Origin of the sequence: Pseudomonas sp. NPDC088890 (assembly GCF_044900155.1) — a bacterium.
In the GTDB taxonomy this organism is placed as follows: domain Bacteria; phylum Pseudomonadota; class Gammaproteobacteria; order Pseudomonadales; family Pseudomonadaceae; genus Aquipseudomonas; species Aquipseudomonas urmiensis.
In genome coordinates this window covers 969,563-988,274 of the sequence record NZ_JBJDNG010000001.1, presented here as the reverse complement: position 1 = coordinate 988,274, position 18,712 = coordinate 969,563, and the positions used below count along the sequence as shown (strand labels likewise).

Sequence of the window (18,712 nt, the reverse complement as noted above, 5' to 3'; positions counted from 1 at the left end):
CTCCGGTACCCGACCACGGAACCCCGCCCATGCTTGAGCTGCTGCTGACCACACTGGTGCCGATCATCCTGCTGATTGCCCTTGGCACCTGGCTGCGAGTACGCGGTTTTCTCGCTGAAAGCTTCTGGCCTGGCGCTGAACGCCTGAGCTACTACGTGCTCCTGCCGTCACTGTTTCTGCACGGCCTGGCCACTGCCAACCTCGATGGTGTACCGGTGCTGGGCATGGTGGGTGTACTGATGCTTTCAACTTTGCTGGGTGCGGCCTTGCTGGTGTTGTATCAGGGCGCGGTGAACCACGACGGCGCCGACTTCACCTCGGTGTTCCAAGGCGGTGTGCGCTTCAACAACTATATTGGCGCCACCTTGGCCGCCGGTATCTACGGCAGCGCCGGGATCGCTCTGGCCGCCGTGGCCAATGCTGCCATCGTGCCGCTGGTCAACCTGCTCTGCGTGCTGGTGTTTGCCCGATTCAGCGCCCGCCACAGCTCACCTGCCACGGTATTGCGGGCGATCTTCGCCAACCCGTTGATCATCGGCTGTGCAGGCGGGCTATTGCTGCGGGTCACCGGGGTGGGCTTGCCGGCGGGGCTGGAGCCGACCATCAAGGCGCTCGGCCAGGCGGCCCTGCCCCTGGGGCTGCTGTGTGTCGGTGCAGCGCTGGGCGGTGCGCGCCTGGGGCAACAGGTCCGGCCGCTGCTGGCGGCGTCGCTGTTCAAGTTTCTGGTACTCCCCCTGACGACCTGGGGCTTGTGCCGCCTACTCGGCCTGAGCGGCCAGGCGGCAGTGGTAGCGGTGTTGTTCCAGGCGCTACCGACCGCCTCATCGTCTTATGTAATGGCCCGGCAAATGGGCGGCAACGCGCCGTTGATGGCGACCATCATCGCCTTGCAGACGGTCGCTGCCGCCTTGACCCTGCCGGTGATGCTAAGCCTGACGCTGAGTTGAAAAGGCGCAGCTAGACTGAGATTCAGCTCACATTTCGGAAGCTTGACCATGCGCCTATCGTCGCTGCTGTTCGGCTTGGCCCTGACCCTGCTTGCAGGCCCACTCAATGCCGCTGACAGCGCCAAGGCCGCGGTCGCTGAAGACAAGGCCCAAGCCCTGGAAGAGAAGGTGGTCGAAGAGGCGCCACCGCCGAAAAAGAGCGAGACCTTAAGCCCCAGTGAAGTCAAAGCGGTCGATCCCGCAGGCCAATCGCCGATGGACGACAGCATCACTTGCCTGGCGCGCACCATCTATTGGGAAGCCAAGGAGGCGGATGCCCGCGACATGAGTGCGGTGGCCAGCGTGGTGATCAACCGCTTGGGCCACGATGGCTTCCCGGACACTATCTGCGGGGTGGTCAAGCAAGGGGTGGAAACCAAGAGCTGCCAGTTCTCCTGGTGGTGCGACGGGCGCTCTGATCAGGTCGAGGAAAAGCAGCGCTATGACGTTGCCAAAGAGATCGCCCGCAAAGCGCTCAACCAGCAGCTCAAGGACCCCACCCGAGGTGCCCTGTATTTTCACGACCGCAGCGTGCGGCCGGACTGGGCCAAGGCCTACCGCAAGACCGCCGAGACCAAATTGTTTCTGTTCTACAAGCCGAATCCGGCGCTGGCCCGCTGAGGCTTGCCGAGCGGCCCCGGGGCGCGTTGTTGTGTCAGTTCAGGCCTCTTCGCGGGCAAGCCCGCTCCCACAGGTACTGCGCCGTTCACAAGGCCCGCGATACGCCTGTGCCCAGGGCTGGCTCTACACCAATCTCCTACTCACTGCGATCCCTGTGGGAGCGGGCTTGCCCGCGAAGAGGCCAGCACGGCCCCCTGCAATTCTCACCTCACACCGCAATCCGCCGCACCCACAGCGGCTGCGCCGCTGGCAACCCCGGCACCGCATCCAGCAGCGCACGGGTATAGGGATGACGCGGCTGACCGAGCACCTGCCCCGCCTCACCCTGTTCCACCACCCGCCCGCCCTGCATCACCAGCACCTGATCACTAACCTGCTCTACCACCCCCAGGTCATGCGAGATGAACAGGCACGCCAGGTTCAACTCAGCCTTGAGCTCTGCCAGCAGCACCAGAATTCTCGCCTGTACCGACACGTCCAACGCCGACACTGGCTCATCACACACCAACACCCGCGGCTTCATCGCCAGCGCCCGGGCAATGGCGATGCGCTGACGCTGCCCTCCCGACAGCTCAAGCGGCCGGCGTTCGAGCACGCCCGCAGGCAGTTGCACCCGCTCCAGCAATGCCACCGCCTCAGTACGCTGCAAGGCCCGCGGTACTCCTGCCTGAGCCAACGCCTCAGCCAGCACCCGCAGCACGGTATAGCGCGGATCGAACGACGCCAGGGGATCTTGAAACACCACCTGAATACCCTGGCGCGCCAGGCGCTGCTGCTCGTTGGACAAGGCCAACCAGTCCTGCCCGGCAAACTGCACCTGGCCTTGGTCCGGACGCTCCAGGCCAAGCAGAATCCGCCCCAGGGTGCTCTTGCCTGACCCCGACTCACCGACCACGCCCAGGGTCTGCCCCGCCCGCAGCTGCAGCGAAACATCGCTCAGCACCTCGCGCGCACGCCCATCGGGGCCAATGAACGCCTTGCTCAAATTGCGCGCCTCAAGCAAGACCGGTTGTTCAGCTGTGTTCACGGCAGGCTCCACCAAGGCCAGCGCGGGCGTGGCCGGGCGCTGGAAATGCACCGCTCGCGCAGCTGTCAGCAGGCGTTGGGTGTAGGGATCATGAGGGTCTTGCAGAATCTGCTCGGCGCTGCCCTGCTCCACCACTTCACCTTGGCGCATCACTACGACCCAATCGGCCAGGCGGGCGACTACCGCCAAGTCATGACTGACCATCAGCAGGCTGTTGTCCTCGCCGCGCAGTTGCTCAAGCAAAGCGAGGATCTGCGCCTGTACCGTGGCATCCAGTGCAGTGGTGGGCTCATCCGCGACCAGCAGGCGTGGCGTGCAAGCGATCGCCGAGGCGATCAGGGCACGTTGGCGCAAGCCGCCGGACAGCTGCCAGGAATACTGCCGGGCACGCACCTCGGGCTCTGGCACGCCGACCTCGCGCAGCAGCTCCAGCACCCGCAGGCGGCGCGCTTCAGGGCCAAGGTGGGTGTGCAGCAACAACGCCTCCTCGATCTCGTTGCCAACCCGGCGCAGCGGATCGAGCGAGCCGAGGGCGTCTTGCATGACAAAGCCGATCTGTGCGCCGCGCAGGCGCTGCCAACTGGCCTCATCCAAACCGGCCAAGTCGCGGCCAGCGTACGCCAGGCGCTGCGCCTGAACCTGTGCACCGGCTCCGGTCAGGCCGACCAAGGTGCGCGCAGTGACGCTCTTGCCCGAACCCGATTCCCCCACCAGCGCCACGCACTGTCCAGCACGCACCTGCACATCGACCCCGCGCACCACTGGCACGCCCTTGAAGCTCACCCGCAAGCCGCGGATGTCTACCAACGGTGAAACGTTGTCCAAGCCGCTCATAGGCTTTTGCCCTCGCTGCGCCGCAGCCAGTCACGGCCGATGGCGCTGATGGAAATCACAGTCAGGGTAATCGCCAGCGCCGGCCAGGCCATCAGCCAGGGCGCATTGGCCATGAAGTTACGCGCCACCGCCATCGTTGCGCCCCACTCCGGCGCCGGAGGCGGCGCGCCGAAACCAAGGAAGCTCAAGGCGGCGGCAGCCGTGATCGCGCTGCCCAGGCCGATACAGGCCAGGATCAGCACCGGTTGTACCGCATTGGGCAACACGTGACTGAGCACCACGGCCAGTGGCCGTCGCCCCAGGGTCAGCGCCGCCTCGACGAAGCCTGCGCGGCGGATGGTCAAGGTTTGCGCACGCACCAAGCGTGCATAACGTGGCACCGCGGCGATGCCCACGGCGAGGATCAGGTTGGTGGTGCCCTGGCCGAACAGGGTAATGATCACCAGTGCCAGCAGCAGGTCGGGAAATGCCAGCAGTACATCCACTGCGCGCATCAGCAGGTTGTCCAGCCACGCCGGGGCGAGGCCTGCCAGCAAGCCGAGCAAAGTGCCCAGGCCGAGGCCTACCGCAGTTGCCGCCAAACCGATAAACAGCGATGGACGTGCGCCGTGAATCAACCGGCTGAGCACATCGCGGCCGTTCTCATCGGTGCCCAGCCAGAACGCTGTGCTCGGTGGCTGATAGGCCAGACGGGCATCGGCCATTAACGGGTCGGCAGGCGCCAGCCAGCCGGGCAGCGCCACTGCCAGCAGCAACAGGCCAAGCACCGCCCAGGCCAGGCACAACCCTGGGCGGCTTGGCCGCCAACGGCTCAAGGGTGGCGCCAGGGCCACGCGCGCAAGCGCAGGATCGGGAGCAATTGCGTTCATCCAGCCTCCTGGTTCATGGCGCCGGGTTGGGAATACGGCGGTGCACAGCCTGGATCTCGGCCAACAGCTCGTCGTCCAGTTGCAGGTCGAGCGCACCCAGGTTTTCCTGCAACTGCAGCAGTGTGGTCTGCCCGGTGATGGCGCTGGCCACGAAGGGCTGGCGAATGACGAAGGCCAAGGCCAGCTGCGCAGGGCTCAGGCCCCGCCGCCGAGCGATATCGACGTAGCTGGCGATGGCGCTGTTGGCCTCGGCGCTGTCGTAGCGGTTGAAGGTGCGATACACCGAAGACAAACGGGCACCCTCCGGGCGAGCGCCATCGAGGTACTTGCCCGTCAACGCGCCAAACGCCAGCGGCGAATAGGCCAGCAGGCTGACGCCGTCGCGGTGGCTGAACTCTGACAGGCCGTTCTCATACAGGCGATTGAGCAGGCTGTAGGGGTTCTGGATGCTGGCAATGCGCGGCAATCGCTGATCCTCGCCATGACGCAGGAACTGCGCGACACCCCACGGGGTTTCGTTAGACACGCCGATGTGGCGGATCTTGCCGGCCTTGACCTGCTCATCGAGCACCGCCAGGGTTTCCTGGATGGCAGCGCTGTCGGGGTGGTCGTCGACATAGGGGTATTCGCGGGCGCCGAAGATGTTGGTGGTGCGGTCGGGCCAGTGCAGTTGGTAGAGGTCCAGATAGTCGGTCTGCAAGCGTTTCAGGCTGCCATCGAGAGCCGCGACGATGTTGCGTCGGTCGTGGTGCGAAAGGCCGTCGCGGATGTGCGTTTGCCCGGCGGGGTCGCGCGAGGGGCCGGCGATCTTGCTGGCCAGGATGAGCTTGTCGCGATTGCCGCGGGCGGCCAGCCAGGTGCCGATGAAACGCTCGGTGGTGGTCCAGGTTTCGGCGCGGGTCGGAGTGGGATACATCTCGGCGGTGTCGATGAAGTTGATGCCGGCAGCGAGCGCGGAGTCCAGTTGTTGGTGGGCGTCTTGTTCGCTGTTCTGGTGGCCCCAGGTCATGGTGCCTAGGCTGAGCAGGCTGACGTGGAGATCGGTGTGGCCTAGCGGGCGGTAGAGCATGCGGTGGTCCTTGGGTAATGGGTTGGATTTGAGCGTTTCGGGCTGCTTTGCAGCCCATCGCAGGCTACGCCAGCGCTTACAAGGGGCGCGGTGCCTGAAGCGCTTGCAGCGGTTCAGGCCGACGCTTGAGCCGCCTGCGCCCGCGCGTACTGGTTCTCGGCCTTGGGCAAACCCAGGTGATCGCGCAAGGTGCGTCCTTGATACTCGCGGCGGAACAGCCCGCGTTTCTGCAACAGCGGGACCACCTCTTCGACGAACACCTGCGCCCCGGACGGGAACATGTCCGGCATGATGTTGAAGCCATCCCCTGCCCCGGCCAGGAACCACTCGGCCAAGGTGTCGGCGACTTGCTCGGGCGTGCCCACCGCCAGACGATGCCCCACCAGGATGCGCCGCGAAAGCTCGCGAATGGTCAGGTTCTCGCGCCGCGCCAAGTTCAGCTGCGCTTCCAGAAAACCGTGCGAGCCGCGCTCAAAATCCGCCACCGCGCCAATCCGTGCCCAAGGCAGCGGCGCATCGGGGTCCAGTTCGCTGGCATCGATACCGATCCGCCCCGCCACCTGCTGCAGCAAGCCATGCTCGCCATGCCAGGCATTGAGCTGGTCGAAGCGGGCATGCGCCTCGGCCTCGGTGCTGCCGATCACCGTCGACAGCCCCGGCATGATTTTCAAATGCTGCGGATCACGCCCCCAGGCCTTGGCCCGGGATTTCATCTCGCGGTAGAAGGCCAGCCCGTCGGGCAAGGTGGTCTGGGTGGTGAAGATCGCATCGGCATAACGCGAGCCCAAGGCCTTGCCGCCTTCGGAGGAGCCCGCCTGTACCAGCACCGGCCGGCCTTGCGGCGAGCGAGGCAGGTTGAGCGGGCCTTTGACCTGGAAGTGCTTGCCGTGAAAATCCAGGGTATGCACCTTGCTTGGGTCGGCGAAGCGGCCATTGGCACGGTCGCCGATGATCGCGTCGTCCTCCCAGCTGTCCCACAGCTTGAGGGTGACATCGACGAACTCTTCGGCCCGCCCATAGCGGTCGACATGCAGTGGCGCGCCGGCGTAGCCGAAGTTCTGCGCGGCGGCGTCACCGGCATTGGTCACCACGTTCCAGGCCGCCCGGCCACCGCTGATGTGGTCCAGCGAGGCTATCCGTCGGGCCAGGTTGAATGGCTCGTTGTAAGTGCTCGAGCACGTGGCGATCACTCCGATGCGTTCGGTGGCGGCAGCCACGGCGGTGAGCAGGATGGTCGGCTCCAGACGGCCACCGGCCTGGCTGGCGACATCCGGCGGTAGCGCCGGGCCGTCGGCGAGGAAGATCGCATCCAGGCAACCGCGCTCGGAGATGCGTGCGATGTTGCGGTAGTAATCAACGTCGATATAGGCGTCGATCGCGGCCTCGCCCTGGCGCCAGGCGCCGGAGTGCGAGCCGAAACCCAAGATATTCATGCCCAGGCTCATCTGCTTTTGCTGTGTCATGTGCGTTCTCCTATTCAGACTGCGCTGGCTTCATCGCCTGCGCCCTGTCCTGCACTGGCCGCAGCCTGTTTGGCCCGCCAGGCGGCGGCGGGGCTGACGCCATTGAGGTAGTAGTCGCCCAACGCCTGCTCGCGGTAGATCGCCGGGTTGTGCGAGGCCAAGGTGCGCGCATTGCGCCAGTGCCGATCCAGGCGTCGGGCATTGCTGGTCGCCGAAGCGCCGCCGACCTCGAACAGCAAGGTGGTGGCCTCAAGCACTTGCGCCAGGACGATCTGCTGGGCCTGGAAGGCCTGTACTTCGGCATCGGTGTACAACTGCTCAGGGACCTCCCCAGCCTGGCCCGCCTCGAATACCCCTTGCAGGCTATGGCCCACGGCACTGACCTGCGCCTCGGTTGCAAAGGCCAGACTCGACAGCCGACCGACCACTCGCTGCACCAGTGGGTCATCGCTGGGCTTCGATTGGCCGGGCACGCCGAAGGCGCGGGTACGGCCCTGGACGAAAGCAACTGCATCGGCCAGCACGGCACGGGCGATGCCGGCCAGGGTGGCCAGGTGCACCGCCTGATAGAACGCGGTCAAATAGGATTCGGCGCGCAGCTCGCCCTTGGCGAAGCGCCGCAGCACATGCCGCTGCGGCACCGCCACCTGGCGAAAACGGGTGGTGCCGCTGCCGGTCAGGCGCTGGCCAAAACCATCCCAGTCGTCCACCACCTCGACCCCAGGAGCGCGGGTTGGCACGGCCAGGCTGACGAATTCGTCGCCGTGGTTGGCCACCGCCGCGACCCAATCGGCATACAGCGTGCCAGTGCAGTAATACTTCTCGCCGTCGAGGCGGTAATCGCCCTCCTCGCTCTGGGTCAGTTGCACGGTATTGCCGGTGCTGTCGGTACGCTCAGCCATGGCCGCGCCCCACAGCTCGCCTGCCACGACCCGGGCGAACCAGTAGTCCTGCGACGCAGCATCGTTGGAGGACAGTCGCCCTTCGACGAAACCGAAATGCGCCCGCAGGATCTGCGGCAGGTTGGAGTCTGCCTGGCCCAGGCGCACCAGCTGGCGCAGCAGTTGCGCCAGGCTGGCACCCAGCCCGCCATGGCTTTGCGGCACACGCAGCGCGCCGAAACCGGCCTCGCGCAGCCACGCCACCGGCTCATGGGCCAGCGTGCGTTGCTGCTCGCGCTCAACCGCGCCAGCGGCGATACGGGTAAAGATTGGCGCGAAACGGGCATCGAGTTCGGCGTCGGTAATGCTTGCTTGTTGACTCATGTAAGTTCCTTTCACGGGGATTTCAGTTGTGCGCGGTGCGCGGGTCGATGGCCTGGGTCAGTACATCCACCACCAGGTTGACCAGCACGTAGATGGCGGCGGCCAGCAGGGTCACGCCGAGCACCAGTGGCACGTCCTTGTTAGCCGTTGCGTCGAGCATCAGACGGCCAATGCCTTGGCGGCCGAACAGCAGTTCAAGCACCACGGCGCCGCCCAGCAGGCTGGCGAACACATAGCCGGCCAGGGTCACCAACGGCACCAGGGCATGGCGCAAGGCATGGCGCAGGCGGACGCCGGTATCGGACATGCCGCGCGCGCGGGCTTGGGTGATGAAGGGTTGTTCCAGCACCTGCTCAAGCGACTGGCGCAGCACCTGGGCCAGCACTGCCGCCACCGGCAAGCCCAGGGCCAGGCTCGGCAGCACCAGCGACTGCCAGCCACGCGAGCCCGATGGCGGCAACAGGTGGAAGTAGAAGGCGAAGGCCAGCAACAGCACGGTGCCGATGACAAAGTTCGGCGCTGCCGACAGCACCAACTCGATGCCCGACACCAACGCCCGCAGACGCCGCCCACGGTTGGCAGTCAGCAGCGCCGAAGTCAGCGCGAGCAGCACCGCCAGGACTGCCGCACTGCTGGCCAGGGCCAAGGTCGCGCCCAGTTGCTCGCCGATCGCCTGGCCGACCGGAATGCGCAGGCGATACGACTCGCCCAGATCACCCTGGGCCAAGCGCGCCAGGTAATTGCCGTATTGCTGCCACAGCGGCTGATCGAGGCCGTACTCGGCGCGCACCTGGGCGAGCATCTGCGGCGTGGGCATGGCGTCCGGGCCACCGAGAATCGCCAGTGCGGTATCGCCACCGCTGTGTTGCATGCCGAGGAACGTCAGGCTGGCAGCCGCCCACAGCACGATCAGGCCGTCACGCAGGCGCCTTAGCACCAGTGCCAGAAGTTTCATGGTTGCTCCTTGGCCAGCCACACGCTGGTGAACAGAGGGACATTGTGCGAACCATCGAACAGCACCCCGCCGACTGCCTTGCGATAAGCCAACAGCATCTGGCTCTCCACCGAAGGCACCGCTGGTACGGTTTCGCCCAGGCGCTGCTGCGCTTGGCGATACAGGGTGCGCCGCTGCTGCGCATCAGTGCTCTGCCGCGCCTGGCCCAGGTACTGGTCGAGCAGCGCATCGCGAAAGTGACCGACGTTCTGGCCGATCATCCGCGCGCTGGGGATGGCCTGGCTGTGATAGAGGATGAACAGCCCATCGGCGGTATTGGTGTGCCAGTAGCCGCCACCAATGGCATCGAAACGGCCGGCATAGCGCAGCTCCATCACCCGCGTGAGCGGCAACACTTCGATCACCATGTCGAAGCCGATCTTGCGCAAGTCGGCCTGCACCGCCACCGAGACGTTGGCTGGGAACGCCGGGTTGTCATAGGTCAGCAAGGTCGCTTGCAGGCGCTGGCCGGCGCGGGTGCGATACCCCTCGGCGTCGCGCCCGGTCCAGCCAGCAGCATCCAGCAAGTGGTTGGCTTGTACCGGGTCGAAGGCCAGCGCATCACGTGCTATCGGGTCATAGCCTGGGGTGTTCACGGCGAGGAAGTCGCCCTTGGCCAGGAACTCACCAAACCCCGAGATCCACGCCAGGCCATCGCGGTCGATGGCCTTGGCCACGGCCTGGCGCACCCGCACATCGTCGAATGGCACGCGCTCGACATTGAAGGTGATGCTGCGCGCCGGGTTGCCCTTGCGGATGCGGCTGCGCAGGGTCAGGTCTGGATTGGCGCGAATCGCCGCGGCGTTCTGGGGCGGCGCGTCCAGGGCCATGTCGCTGTCGTTGGCCTCAAGCGAGGTATAGCGGATCATCGCCTCGGGCACATAACTGAGCTCGATGCGCTGCAGGTAAGCCGCGCCCTGATGATTGATCGCTGTGGGCGCCCAGTGGTAATCCTCCCGGCGCGAAAACGTCGCGCCCTGATCGCGTACATAGCTGTCGAGCACGAACGGCCCGCTGCCAATCGGCCGGGTAGCGATCGTGCGCGGCGCCTCGCGGATCTGCTTGGGCGAAATCATCCCCAGCCAGGCCTGCGACAGCACATCGAGAAACGGCGCATAGGGCGTGCGCAGGGTCGCCTCGAAGGTGAACTCATCCACCACCCGGCCCGTGAGAAACGGCGCGATATAGGCCGCGGCCAACGGCGACTTGGTCGCCGGATCACGCATGTGCTCAAGGTTGACCCGCACCGCCTCGGCGTTGAACCGCTCGCCATCGCTGAAGTGGACATCGTCGCGCAGGTGGAAGGTGTAGGTCAGGCCATCGGCGCTGATCTCCCAGCTTTTCGCCAGCCACGGCGTCAGGGTGCCGTCCTCGGCCTGGTAGACCAGGCAATCGAACAGAATCCTGCCCAGCCACTGCATGTTGCCGTGCGACAGCGCATGGATATCGAAGCTGCCCGAATCGCTGGCGGCCGACACCCGCAAGGTGCCGCCGCGCATCCCCTCGCGCTGCTCGACAAAATCGCTGGCCGGATAGCGCATGACCCCATTCACCTCGCTCACCGCCTCGCCTTTGAGCGTGCCTGCAGTTTGCCCAGGCGGCGGTGGCGAGCAGGCGCCGAGCAGCAGCGCGGCGGCCAACAGGCACGGCCGAAGTCGCTTATGCATGACGGCGGCCATCAGAATCGGAACGCCACGCCAGTGGTCACCGAGAAGGCGTCCCCCGGATAGAAGTTGGCCGAGTCGCGGCCATTGGCGTTGTAGGCAGTGTTGGCCGCGCTGGCGTAGCGCTGGTCGGTGAGGTTGCGCAGGTCAGCGAACACCTCCCACTTCTTGCTCGGCGCCTGATAGCCGACCTTGGCGCCCCACAGCACGTACGACGGCGCCTGCCAGGTGTTGGCATAGTCGATGTAGTAGCTTGACGCTGTGCGCAGGTTGAGCGAAGCATAGAAGCCGCTGGCCTGGCGGTAGGCCAGCTCGGCCTGATAGACCTGGCGCGGCAGGCTGGGCAACTCGTTGCCGCCGAAGGTGTCGTCGTCGCGGTATTTGAAGTCGTTGAGGGTGTAGGCCTGGCGCAGGTCGATGGTATCGCCGTTGGCGCCGCTCCAGAGCAGCGCGTTGAGGCCTGCCTCGATGCCCTGGTGAAGGGTCGGGCTGGCGTTGGAGGTGGCGGTGAGCTGGTCTTGAGTGGCGCTGGCCTGACGCACGACCACGGTCAGCAGCTCTTTTTGCACCCAGGAGCGGTACAAGGTCAGGCTGCCATCGAAGATGCCGTGGCTGCCGCGCACGCCGACCTCGAACGTGGTGGCCTTCTGTGGCCGCACATCGTAGAGGAACGGGTTGCCGGTACTGCCCAGCTGCCAGGTCACCGGTGGATCGATGCTGCGGCTGACGTTGCCGAACACCTGGAATTCAGGGTTGATCTGGTAGCGCAGGCCCAGGCGCGGGGCCAGGTCGTTCTCCACGTACTCGACGCTGGTGGGTAGGTTGCTTGGGTTGGCGGTGGTCAGCGTGGTCGATTCGATCTCGGCCTTACGGCGGATGTTGACGAACGACAGGCCCGAGGACAGCCACAGGTCATCGCTCAGTTGCAGCTCGTTGCCGAAGGTCAGCACCGTGTCGCGCGAGCCGGTGTAGTTGGTCTCCTGGATCTTCGCCCCGGTGGCGCGGCTGTGCGACTTGACGTCGGCCAGATAGGCGCGGGTATTGCTGAAGATGATGCTGCTGTCGCTGGGCAGGCCGAAGAAACGATCGCCGGTACGGAAGTAGCGCAAGGTCAGGTTGATGTCCTTGGAGCGCCAGTCTTGTGGGGTCGGCGAGTAGCGCCAGCCGTTGAGCAGCGGGTAGTTGTTGTACGAAGCGCCAACTTCGAGCTTGTTGCCGTCATCGAAGGTGTAGGTGGTCTTGTTGCCGATGAAGGTGGTGCCGTCTTTACGGCGCCCGGTCGGGGCGAGGTTGCTGCGTGGGTCGTGCTTGAGCTGCTGGCGGGTCAGGGTGTTGCCGTTGGTGAGCTGCTCTTCGCGGTACTTGACGAACAGGCGGGTCTCAAGCTTGGGGCTGAACACATGGCCGAAGTTGGCCGCAAGGCCGCGACCTTCGTTGTTGGCGTCGTCCTGATAGCCATCGCGTTCGTTGTGCAGGACGTTGATGTAGTAGTCAGTGTCGCCAACCACCCCGCCAGTGCTCAGTTGCTGCTTGCGATAGCCATAGCTGCCGACTTCGAAGCGGGCGTAGTTGCCAGGGTCGGTGCGGCCGGTCTTGCTGACGAAATTGATCGCGCCGCCCAGCGACAGCGCGGCGTACTCCGAAGCGTTGGCACCGTAGAGCACCTCGGTGTGGTCGATCCCCTGCATGTCGAGGAAGTCTTCCTGGGTGCCCCCGGGGCCGGTGATTGGCAGGCCGTCGAAGAGGAACTTGGTGCCCAGCACATAGCCCTGGTAGAAGGTGTTCAAGCCCGAGCCGCGGATCGAAATCTTGTTCGCAGCCGTACCGCTGGTGCCCTGGGCGAAAACGCCGGGTTGCAGGGCCAGGACATCCTCGGCATTGGACGCCCTGCCCTGCTCGACCTGACGGTTGTCGATCACTGCGGTGTTGCCCGCGACCTTTTGCAGGCGCTTCTGGTCCTTCTGCGCGCCAGTGGCGGCAGCGCCGGTGACGGTTACCGTGTCGAGGGTGGAGTCTTCTGCGGCGAACACCGCTGGGCTGAGCAGGGCCATCATTACCGCAACGCTGGCGGCATTGCCCAGGGAGTAACCGGTAAGTCTAACTTTCGCACGCACTGCACATACTCCCTTTATATATAAGGTCGAAGTTCTACGCCGTAGCGCCGCCTTCGCCTGACCGCTTCAGGAAGGTTATTGCAGTTGTCGTGCCAGCCTTTTTCTCTCGTCTTTATTGGGCATTGAGCCGATTAAAAGCTTGAATGCCATACAAACTGTTTGGCGCCTGTTGCTGTATCAACATTTCAGGGTGTCAGTAGCGGCCTCATCGCGGGGCAAGCCCGCTCCCACGGATCTACGCTATCCTGTAGGAGCGGGCTTATCCCGCGAAGAAGCCATCACTTGAAACATCAATCGCCGCCACTAAATGTGCATTGTTAATTTGGTAATTTGCATATAACCGGCGCTGTCCGAACGACAACACCGCTTCAACAAAAGTTGTCCTAATGTTCATCTAATTCATTTAAACAAAGGCAAAGTCTACGGCCACCAGGCCCTTTGCCATCTGGCACAAAACCTGCTCTATCCCCAGCGACTGGCTTGACTATACCCATAGAACGCCGAGGTAACTTTCGATGAACTTCAAGGAATACACCGATGCATGTGATGCAACCCAATCGACTGCGCCTGGCCGTGCGCCACGCCACCCTGGCCACAGCCCTTAGCTCTGCCCTGCTCGCCCCGGCGGTTGCCGCCGAGGCCGACCAGACCCTGGGTACAGTCACGGTTCAAGGCGCCAGGCAAACCGCCGCGCAAGCCGCGCAGAGCCAGCTGGCGGAAGTACCCGGCGGCACCAGCGTGGTCGACAGCGAAGAAGTCGCCAAGGGCCGCACCGCCACCCTACAAGACACCCTCGGTTATCAGCCCGGCGTGTTCGTGCAGTCCACCGGCGGCAATGACGCCGCCAAGATCTCCATCCGCGGCTCCGGTGCCAACACCTCGCCTGGCTACTTCCGTGAGGGGATCAAGTTCCTCTTCGATGGCCTGCCACTGACCGGCCCGGGCGGTACACCCTACGAGTTCCTCAATGCCTCGGGGGTCAACTACACGGAGATCCTGCGCGGCGCCAACGCCTTCCAGTACGGCGCGTTGACCCTGGGTGGCGCGGTCAACTTCGTCAACCACACCGGCTACAGCGCCCCCGGCCTGCGCCTGCGCGCCGAAGCCGGCAGTTATGGCTACCAGAAGCAAACCGTCAGTGTCGGCGGCGTCGAAGGCGATCTGGACTACTACCTGCAAGCCGACAACTACCGCAACCACGGCTCGCGCGATTTCAGCCTGTCGCGCAGCTCGGGCATCGTCGCCAACGCCGGCTACCGCTTCAGCCCCAAGCTTGAGACACGCCTGCTGCTGCGCTATCGCGACGAGTTCCACAACGACCCCAGCGCCACCACCCTGGCCAATGCCAAGCACCACCCGCGCCGCGCCAGTGCCACCGCCGAAAGCAGCGGCGCCGGCGCGCGGCGCCCCGGTAGCATCTGGCTGGGCAGCAAGACCACCTACACCTTCGATGACGATGCCCGGCTGACCGTGGGCCTGTCGTACCACGACTACCGCCACACCAATAACCCGCGCAGCCCGAGCAACCCCAGCTACTGGGACTGGCACGACCTCGGCCTGCTGCTTGGCTATGACCGCATCGACAGCCTGTTCGGCCACGAGAGCCGTAGCAGCCTGGCCTTCACCTCGACCCAGCACCTGCGCGGCGGGGTCAACTCGGCCACCGGCGACAAGGTTTCGCTGAAAAAGGTCGACTACCAGGATTCGTTCGACCGGGTGTTTTCTTTGGGCAACGACCTCAACCTGGTCGATGGCCTGTGGCTGACCAGCGGTGTGTCGTTCGTCAACGTGCGGCGCAAGGTCGACATCGACTACGCAGTCAACCCCAACCGCACCGACTTCCCCCAGCACGTCGACTACGACAACTGGAGCATCGCCCCACGCATCGGCCTGCGCTACGAGTTCACGCCGAACCTGCAAGTGTTCACCAACGTCAGCCGCAGCATCGACCCACCGGCCTCGTGGGAGTACTCCGGCTCCGGCCCGAGCCTGCCCTACATCCGCCCGCTGGTGGAGCAGAAAGGCAATACCTTCGAGGTCGGCATCAAAGGCTCGCATGGCATCTTCGACGGCAGCCTGGCGCTGTATCGCTCGTGGATTCACAACGAGCTGCTCAACGTGCAGATCATCCCCGCCACCTCCACCGCTGCCGCAGTCACCGGTGCATTCAACGCCTCGCCGACCATCCACCAAGGCATCGAAGCAGGCCTCAACACCCGCCTGTGGGAGAACGCCCAGGGCGACCAGGTGCGCTGGCGCCAGGTATACACCTACAACGACTTCTACTACCGCAACGACGATACCTTCGGCAGCAATCAACTGCCCGGCATTCCCAAGCACATCTACCAGGGCGAGGTGCAATACCAGCACCACAGCGGCTGGTACAGCGGGGTCAACGTGCAGTCGGCTTCACGCACCGCGGCGGATTACGCCAATACCCTGTATGCGCCGTCGTACACCATCTGGGGCGCAAACCTTGGGTATGAGGCGCCCAAGGGCAATTGGAAGGTGTCGCTGGATTTGAAGAACCTGGCCAACAAGGCCTACGTGACGGCGGTGACGCCGGTGTACAACGCCCGTGGCCAGGATACGGCGGCGTTCTGGCCGGGCGATGGGATTGGCGCTTATGTCGGGGTTGAGCTGAGGTACTGATTGGTTGGAGGTTTCCCTGCTCCTACACCCGGCGCAATGCCTGTAGGAGCTGGCGAAGCCGGCGACGGGCCGCACAGCGGCCCCACGACCTCAAGAGAAACTCAAGCCCTGGGCATCAGCTCATAAGGTGCCTTCCAACCCGGTACTGCCTTGATCCGCGCCTTCCACGCCTCGATGTGAGGGAAGTCAGTCAACTGCATGCCAGTCTCCTCAGGCATGAACACATACCCAGCCAATGACAGATCGGCAATGGTCAAACGCCCGCCAACCATGAACGGCGTTTGGCTCAGGTGCTGATCCACCACCTGATAGGCCGCCGTGGCGCGTTCACGGAAGAATTTGGTCACGTCAGTCTCGCCGGTTTTCTTCAGGCCGTAGAGAAAGCGCAAGGTGGCGTAATAGCTGGTGAACTTGTGGTTGTCGAACAGCATCCAGCGCCAGATTTCGCGATGCTCCTCTTCACTCTGCGGGCCAAATTGACCGGTCTGCGCGGCGAGGTAGTCGAGGATCAGCGCCGACTGGGTGAAGGTCTGCCCGTCATGCTCGAGCACCGGCACTTCGCCCTGCTCGTTGATCTGCTGGCGCCAGCTGTCGGTGCGGGTCTGGCCGTGGAAGTAGTCGACCAAGACCGGTTGCCAGTCTTGGCCGGTGAGTTCGAGCATGAGCGCGGCTTTGTAGGCGTTGCCGGATTCGCCGAAGCAATGCAGCTTGTATTGAGGCATGGTTGACCTTCATAGTCCTTTGAATGGCGTGTTCAGAAGGCTGCTTTGCAGCCCATCGCAGCACAAGCCCGCGATGAAGCCAGTAGAGCATGGCCACTATCGAACAGCCAACACCCACATCATCGAGCAAGGAGGCTCCATGGCCAACCCTACCTGTTCCGCGAAACTGCCCCACACCCTGACCACCCCCCGCCTGCACGTTTGTCGCCCAGACCTGGCCTTGGCGCCACACCTACACCAGGCACTGCTGGCCAGCTATGCCCTGCACCAGCCCTTCCTGATCTGGGCCAAGCCGGATTGGACGCTGGAACAAATCGAGCAAGGCCTGGAAGAAAGCCAGGCCGATTTTCATACCTCCACAGGGGAAAAGCGCTACTTCGTGCTCGAACCCAACACCGGCGAGCTGATCGGCTGCATCGGCCTGACGCCCAGGGCTGAAGAGTATGAAGTGGGTTACTGGGTCAGCCAGGGGTTCGCCGGCAAAGGGCTGATGCGCGAGGCCCTGAACACGCTGCTCGACGCTGTGGATGCAGCGGTTTGGCTGACGACCGCTACGGACAACACCGCCAGCCAGCGCTTGGCTGAGCGTGCAGGATTCAGCCGGGTTGGCGAGGCGCCCAGGCCGAATGATCCTGCGACGCAGGGGTTGCTCTATCGGCGTGGGTGATGGCCAGGTTCCGAATGCTTGCAACTCATCGGGCTTCCACCGCCAGTGCGCACCCCCGCTCAATGTGCCCAAGACCGATGGCAGGGAACTACAAGTAGCCCCTGGGTTCTTAACATCATGCAGACATTCCCCTGGGCTTCACCCTTCTGGAGGTTTCGCCATGCGTCGATTGCTGATCGTTTCTTCACTGCTGGTGCTGTTGCCTGCCGGTTCTGCCATGGCCCGCGTCGATGCGGGTGATGTCGCCACCTCGGCAGGGGTTTCCGCCTCGCTGTACTCGACCTTCAAGGATGACAAACGAATCATTCCTGCCCGAGATGAGCTGTCGGCCTTCGTCGCCAGCGGCGGCGCGATTCGTGGCGCCTATGCCGAGTCGGCACTGGAACAGGCGCGCAAGAACAATCCTGGGCTGCAGGCGAGTGATGAAGAGCTGGCCCGGGCAATCCTGTCTCAAGATGATCCGCTGACCGACAACTGATAGATCATTCACACCCGCTGCAGCCTTTCGCGGATTCAAGCCGCGAGGGGCGCGCGGGCTATATCAGCGCGATTCTCAAAAAAATGACGAAAGTCTTCCTGCCCTGGCGGCATTTTTACTGCTGCCAAATCCCGCTAAGGTTGTCGCATTCCACCTGAGTTTGGAGCGACACCATGAAAGCCATTGTCTTCACCGAGCACGGTCTGCCCATCGACGATCCGGCAGCGCTGTTCGACAGCGAACTACCGCGCCCAATCCCTGGCGCGCGCGACTTGCTGGTGGAAGTCCAGGCCATTTCGGTCAACCCGGTCGACACTAAAATCCGTGCAGGCTCTGGTAGCACCGGCCAACCCAAAGTGTTGGGTTGGGACGCGGTGGGAGTCGTGCGTGAAGTCGGAGCAGAAGTCACGCTGTTCCAGCCAGGCGATGAGGTGTACTACGCCGGCGCCATCGACCGCCCCGGCAGCTACAGCCAGTTTCATCTGGTGGACGAGCGCATCGTCGGGCACAAGCCGCGCAGCCTCGATGCTGCCAGCGCCGCCGCATTGCCGCTGACCTCGATCACCGCCTGGGAGCTGCTGTTCGACCGCCTTGGCGTAGCCCAAGGCGGTGGCGAGGGGCAACGCCTGCTGATTGTCGGTGCCGGTGGCGGCGTCGGTTCGATCCTGACCCAATTGGCGCGCACGTTGACCGGCCTGACGGTGATTGGCACCGCGTCACGCCAAGAGACCCAGCAGTGGGTCAAGGAGCTGGGGGCGCACCACGTGATCGACCATAGCCAGCCACTGGCGCCGCAGCTGGCGCAAATCGGCGACGGCCAGGTGGACCTGGTGATCAGCCTGACGCACACCGACCGACACTTTGCCCAATTGATCGAGGTCCTGCGTCCACAGGGGCGACTGGCATTGATCGACGATCCTGCCACCCTTGATGTGGTGCCACTCAAGCGCAAGTCGTTGTCGCTGCATTGGGAACTGATGTTTACCCGCTCGCTGTACCAGACCGAGGACATGATCAAGCAACACCAACTGCTGGATCGGGTTGCCGAGTTGATCGACCAAGGTGTGCTCAGGACGACGTTGGGCGAACATTTTGGCGCGATCAATGCGCAGAACCTGCGGCGGGCGCATGCGCTGATCGAAAGTGGCAAGGCCAAGGGCAAGATTGTGCTGGAAGGTTTCTGAATGTCTGTTTGATCCGGCCAATGCATGGCCTGCAATGGCCTCTTCGCGGGCAAGCCCGCTCCCACAGGGGCCGCGCCGCTCTGAAACCTAGTGCTGTAGCTGT

Annotated in this window: 15 protein-coding genes; 6 read left to right on the top strand and 9 right to left on the bottom strand. The window is 64.2% G+C overall.

The window, feature by feature from the left end; translation table 11 throughout:
* The first annotated feature begins 29 nt into the window (after positions 1-29).
* Complete coding sequence (locus tag ACI2JX_RS04500) at positions 30-947, top strand: AEC family transporter (RefSeq protein ID WP_368972079.1); 918 nt, start codon at positions 30-32, stop codon at positions 945-947.
* 48 nt (positions 948-995) lie between these two features.
* The gene (locus ACI2JX_RS04495) at positions 996-1,607 is read left to right on the top strand and encodes a cell wall hydrolase (protein WP_264233605.1); all 612 of its coding nucleotides are present in this window, start codon (positions 996-998) and stop codon (positions 1,605-1,607) included.
* Positions 1,608-1,815: 208 nt separating this feature from the next.
* On the opposite strand, the gene ACI2JX_RS04490 is transcribed toward ACI2JX_RS04495, so the two are convergent.
* The 8 genes from ACI2JX_RS04490 to ACI2JX_RS04455 all read right to left on the bottom strand — a co-directional run bounded on the left by ACI2JX_RS04490 (position 1,816) and on the right by ACI2JX_RS04455 (position 12,906).
* Positions 1,816-3,468: a dipeptide ABC transporter ATP-binding protein gene (locus ACI2JX_RS04490; protein ID WP_404689488.1), complete on the bottom strand. Its 1,653-nt coding sequence runs from the start codon at positions 3,466-3,468 to the stop codon at positions 1,816-1,818.
* Positions 3,465-4,337: an ABC transporter permease gene (locus ACI2JX_RS04485; protein ID WP_264233602.1), complete on the bottom strand. Its 873-nt coding sequence runs from the start codon at positions 4,335-4,337 to the stop codon at positions 3,465-3,467. Before ACI2JX_RS04485 ends, ACI2JX_RS04490 begins: the two co-directional genes overlap by 4 nt.
* 13 nt (positions 4,338-4,350) lie before the next feature.
* Positions 4,351-5,406, bottom strand: a complete 1,056-nt coding sequence (locus ACI2JX_RS04480) for an NADP(H)-dependent aldo-keto reductase (RefSeq protein WP_404689487.1) — start codon at positions 5,404-5,406, stop codon at positions 4,351-4,353.
* 113 nt (positions 5,407-5,519) lie between these two features.
* Positions 5,520-6,869, bottom strand: a complete 1,350-nt coding sequence (locus tag ACI2JX_RS04475) for an LLM class flavin-dependent oxidoreductase (protein ID WP_264233599.1) — start codon at positions 6,867-6,869, stop codon at positions 5,520-5,522.
* 14 nt (positions 6,870-6,883) lie between these two features.
* A complete protein-coding gene (locus ACI2JX_RS04470; RefSeq protein WP_404689486.1) occupies positions 6,884-8,134 on the bottom strand; it encodes an acyl-CoA dehydrogenase family protein in 1,251 nt (416 codons plus the stop codon).
* 22 nt (positions 8,135-8,156) lie between these two features.
* Positions 8,157-9,089 (bottom strand): ABC transporter permease, encoded by a 933-nt coding sequence (locus ACI2JX_RS04465; RefSeq protein ID WP_186555201.1) that lies wholly within the window; start codon positions 9,087-9,089, stop codon positions 8,157-8,159.
* Positions 9,086-10,795, bottom strand: coding sequence for an ABC transporter substrate-binding protein (locus ACI2JX_RS04460; RefSeq protein WP_404689485.1), 1,710 nt, complete (start codon positions 10,793-10,795; stop codon positions 9,086-9,088). Before ACI2JX_RS04460 ends, ACI2JX_RS04465 begins: the two co-directional genes overlap by 4 nt.
* 11 nt (positions 10,796-10,806) lie before the next feature.
* The gene (locus ACI2JX_RS04455) at positions 10,807-12,906 is read right to left on the bottom strand and encodes a TonB-dependent receptor family protein (RefSeq protein WP_404689484.1); all 2,100 of its coding nucleotides are present in this window, start codon (positions 12,904-12,906) and stop codon (positions 10,807-10,809) included.
* A gap of 537 nt (positions 12,907-13,443) precedes the next feature.
* On the opposite strand from ACI2JX_RS04455, the gene ACI2JX_RS04450 reads away from it, so the two are divergent.
* A complete protein-coding gene (locus tag ACI2JX_RS04450) occupies positions 13,444-15,558 on the top strand; it encodes a TonB-dependent receptor family protein (RefSeq protein WP_404689483.1) in 2,115 nt (704 codons plus the stop codon).
* A 101-nt stretch (positions 15,559-15,659) separates the two neighbouring features.
* Here ACI2JX_RS04450 and ACI2JX_RS04445 read toward each other — a convergent pair whose 3' ends face one another.
* Positions 15,660-16,280, bottom strand: coding sequence for a glutathione S-transferase family protein (locus ACI2JX_RS04445; protein ID WP_264233587.1), 621 nt, complete (start codon positions 16,278-16,280; stop codon positions 15,660-15,662).
* 139 nt (positions 16,281-16,419) lie between these two features.
* Here ACI2JX_RS04445 and ACI2JX_RS04440 point away from each other — a divergent pair, with 139 nt between their 5' ends.
* The 3 genes from ACI2JX_RS04440 to ACI2JX_RS04430 all read left to right on the top strand — a co-directional run bounded on the left by ACI2JX_RS04440 (position 16,420) and on the right by ACI2JX_RS04430 (position 18,609).
* Entirely contained in the window at positions 16,420-16,947 is a 528-nt protein-coding gene (locus tag ACI2JX_RS04440) for a GNAT family N-acetyltransferase (protein ID WP_404689482.1), read from the top strand.
* A 160-nt stretch (positions 16,948-17,107) separates the two neighbouring features.
* Positions 17,108-17,425 (top strand): DUF2388 domain-containing protein, encoded by a 318-nt coding sequence (locus ACI2JX_RS04435; RefSeq protein WP_264233583.1) that lies wholly within the window; start codon positions 17,108-17,110, stop codon positions 17,423-17,425.
* 173 nt (positions 17,426-17,598) lie between these two features.
* Positions 17,599-18,609, top strand: coding sequence for a zinc-binding alcohol dehydrogenase family protein (locus tag ACI2JX_RS04430; RefSeq protein WP_264233581.1), 1,011 nt, complete (start codon positions 17,599-17,601; stop codon positions 18,607-18,609).
* The last annotated feature ends 103 nt before the right edge of the window (positions 18,610-18,712 follow it).

Excerpts from the sequence above, each read along its gene's own strand:
- ACI2JX_RS04500 (WP_368972079.1), top strand. The coding sequence starts at position 30 with ATGCTTGAGCTGCTGCTGACCACACTGGTGCCGATCATCCTGCTGATT.
- ACI2JX_RS04495 (WP_264233605.1), top strand. The coding sequence starts at position 996 with ATGCGCCTATCGTCGCTGCTGTTCGGCTTGGCCCTGACCCTGCTTGCA.
- ACI2JX_RS04490 (WP_404689488.1), bottom strand. The coding sequence starts at position 3,468 with ATGAGCGGCTTGGACAACGTTTCACCGTTGGTAGACATCCGCGGCTTG.
- ACI2JX_RS04485 (WP_264233602.1), bottom strand. The coding sequence starts at position 4,337 with ATGAACGCAATTGCTCCCGATCCTGCGCTTGCGCGCGTGGCCCTGGCG.
- ACI2JX_RS04480 (WP_404689487.1), bottom strand. The coding sequence starts at position 5,406 with ATGCTCTACCGCCCGCTAGGCCACACCGATCTCCACGTCAGCCTGCTC.
- ACI2JX_RS04475 (WP_264233599.1), bottom strand. The coding sequence starts at position 6,869 with ATGACACAGCAAAAGCAGATGAGCCTGGGCATGAATATCTTGGGTTTC.
- ACI2JX_RS04470 (WP_404689486.1), bottom strand. The coding sequence starts at position 8,134 with ATGAGTCAACAAGCAAGCATTACCGACGCCGAACTCGATGCCCGTTTC.
- ACI2JX_RS04465 (WP_186555201.1), bottom strand. The coding sequence starts at position 9,089 with ATGAAACTTCTGGCACTGGTGCTAAGGCGCCTGCGTGACGGCCTGATC.
- ACI2JX_RS04460 (WP_404689485.1), bottom strand. The coding sequence starts at position 10,795 with ATGCATAAGCGACTTCGGCCGTGCCTGTTGGCCGCCGCGCTGCTGCTC.
- ACI2JX_RS04450 (WP_404689483.1), top strand. The coding sequence starts at position 13,444 with ATGCATGTGATGCAACCCAATCGACTGCGCCTGGCCGTGCGCCACGCC.
- ACI2JX_RS04445 (WP_264233587.1), bottom strand. The coding sequence starts at position 16,280 with ATGCCTCAATACAAGCTGCATTGCTTCGGCGAATCCGGCAACGCCTAC.
- ACI2JX_RS04440 (WP_404689482.1), top strand. The coding sequence starts at position 16,420 with ATGGCCAACCCTACCTGTTCCGCGAAACTGCCCCACACCCTGACCACC.
- ACI2JX_RS04435 (WP_264233583.1), top strand. The coding sequence starts at position 17,108 with ATGCGTCGATTGCTGATCGTTTCTTCACTGCTGGTGCTGTTGCCTGCC.
- ACI2JX_RS04430 (WP_264233581.1), top strand. The coding sequence starts at position 17,599 with ATGAAAGCCATTGTCTTCACCGAGCACGGTCTGCCCATCGACGATCCG.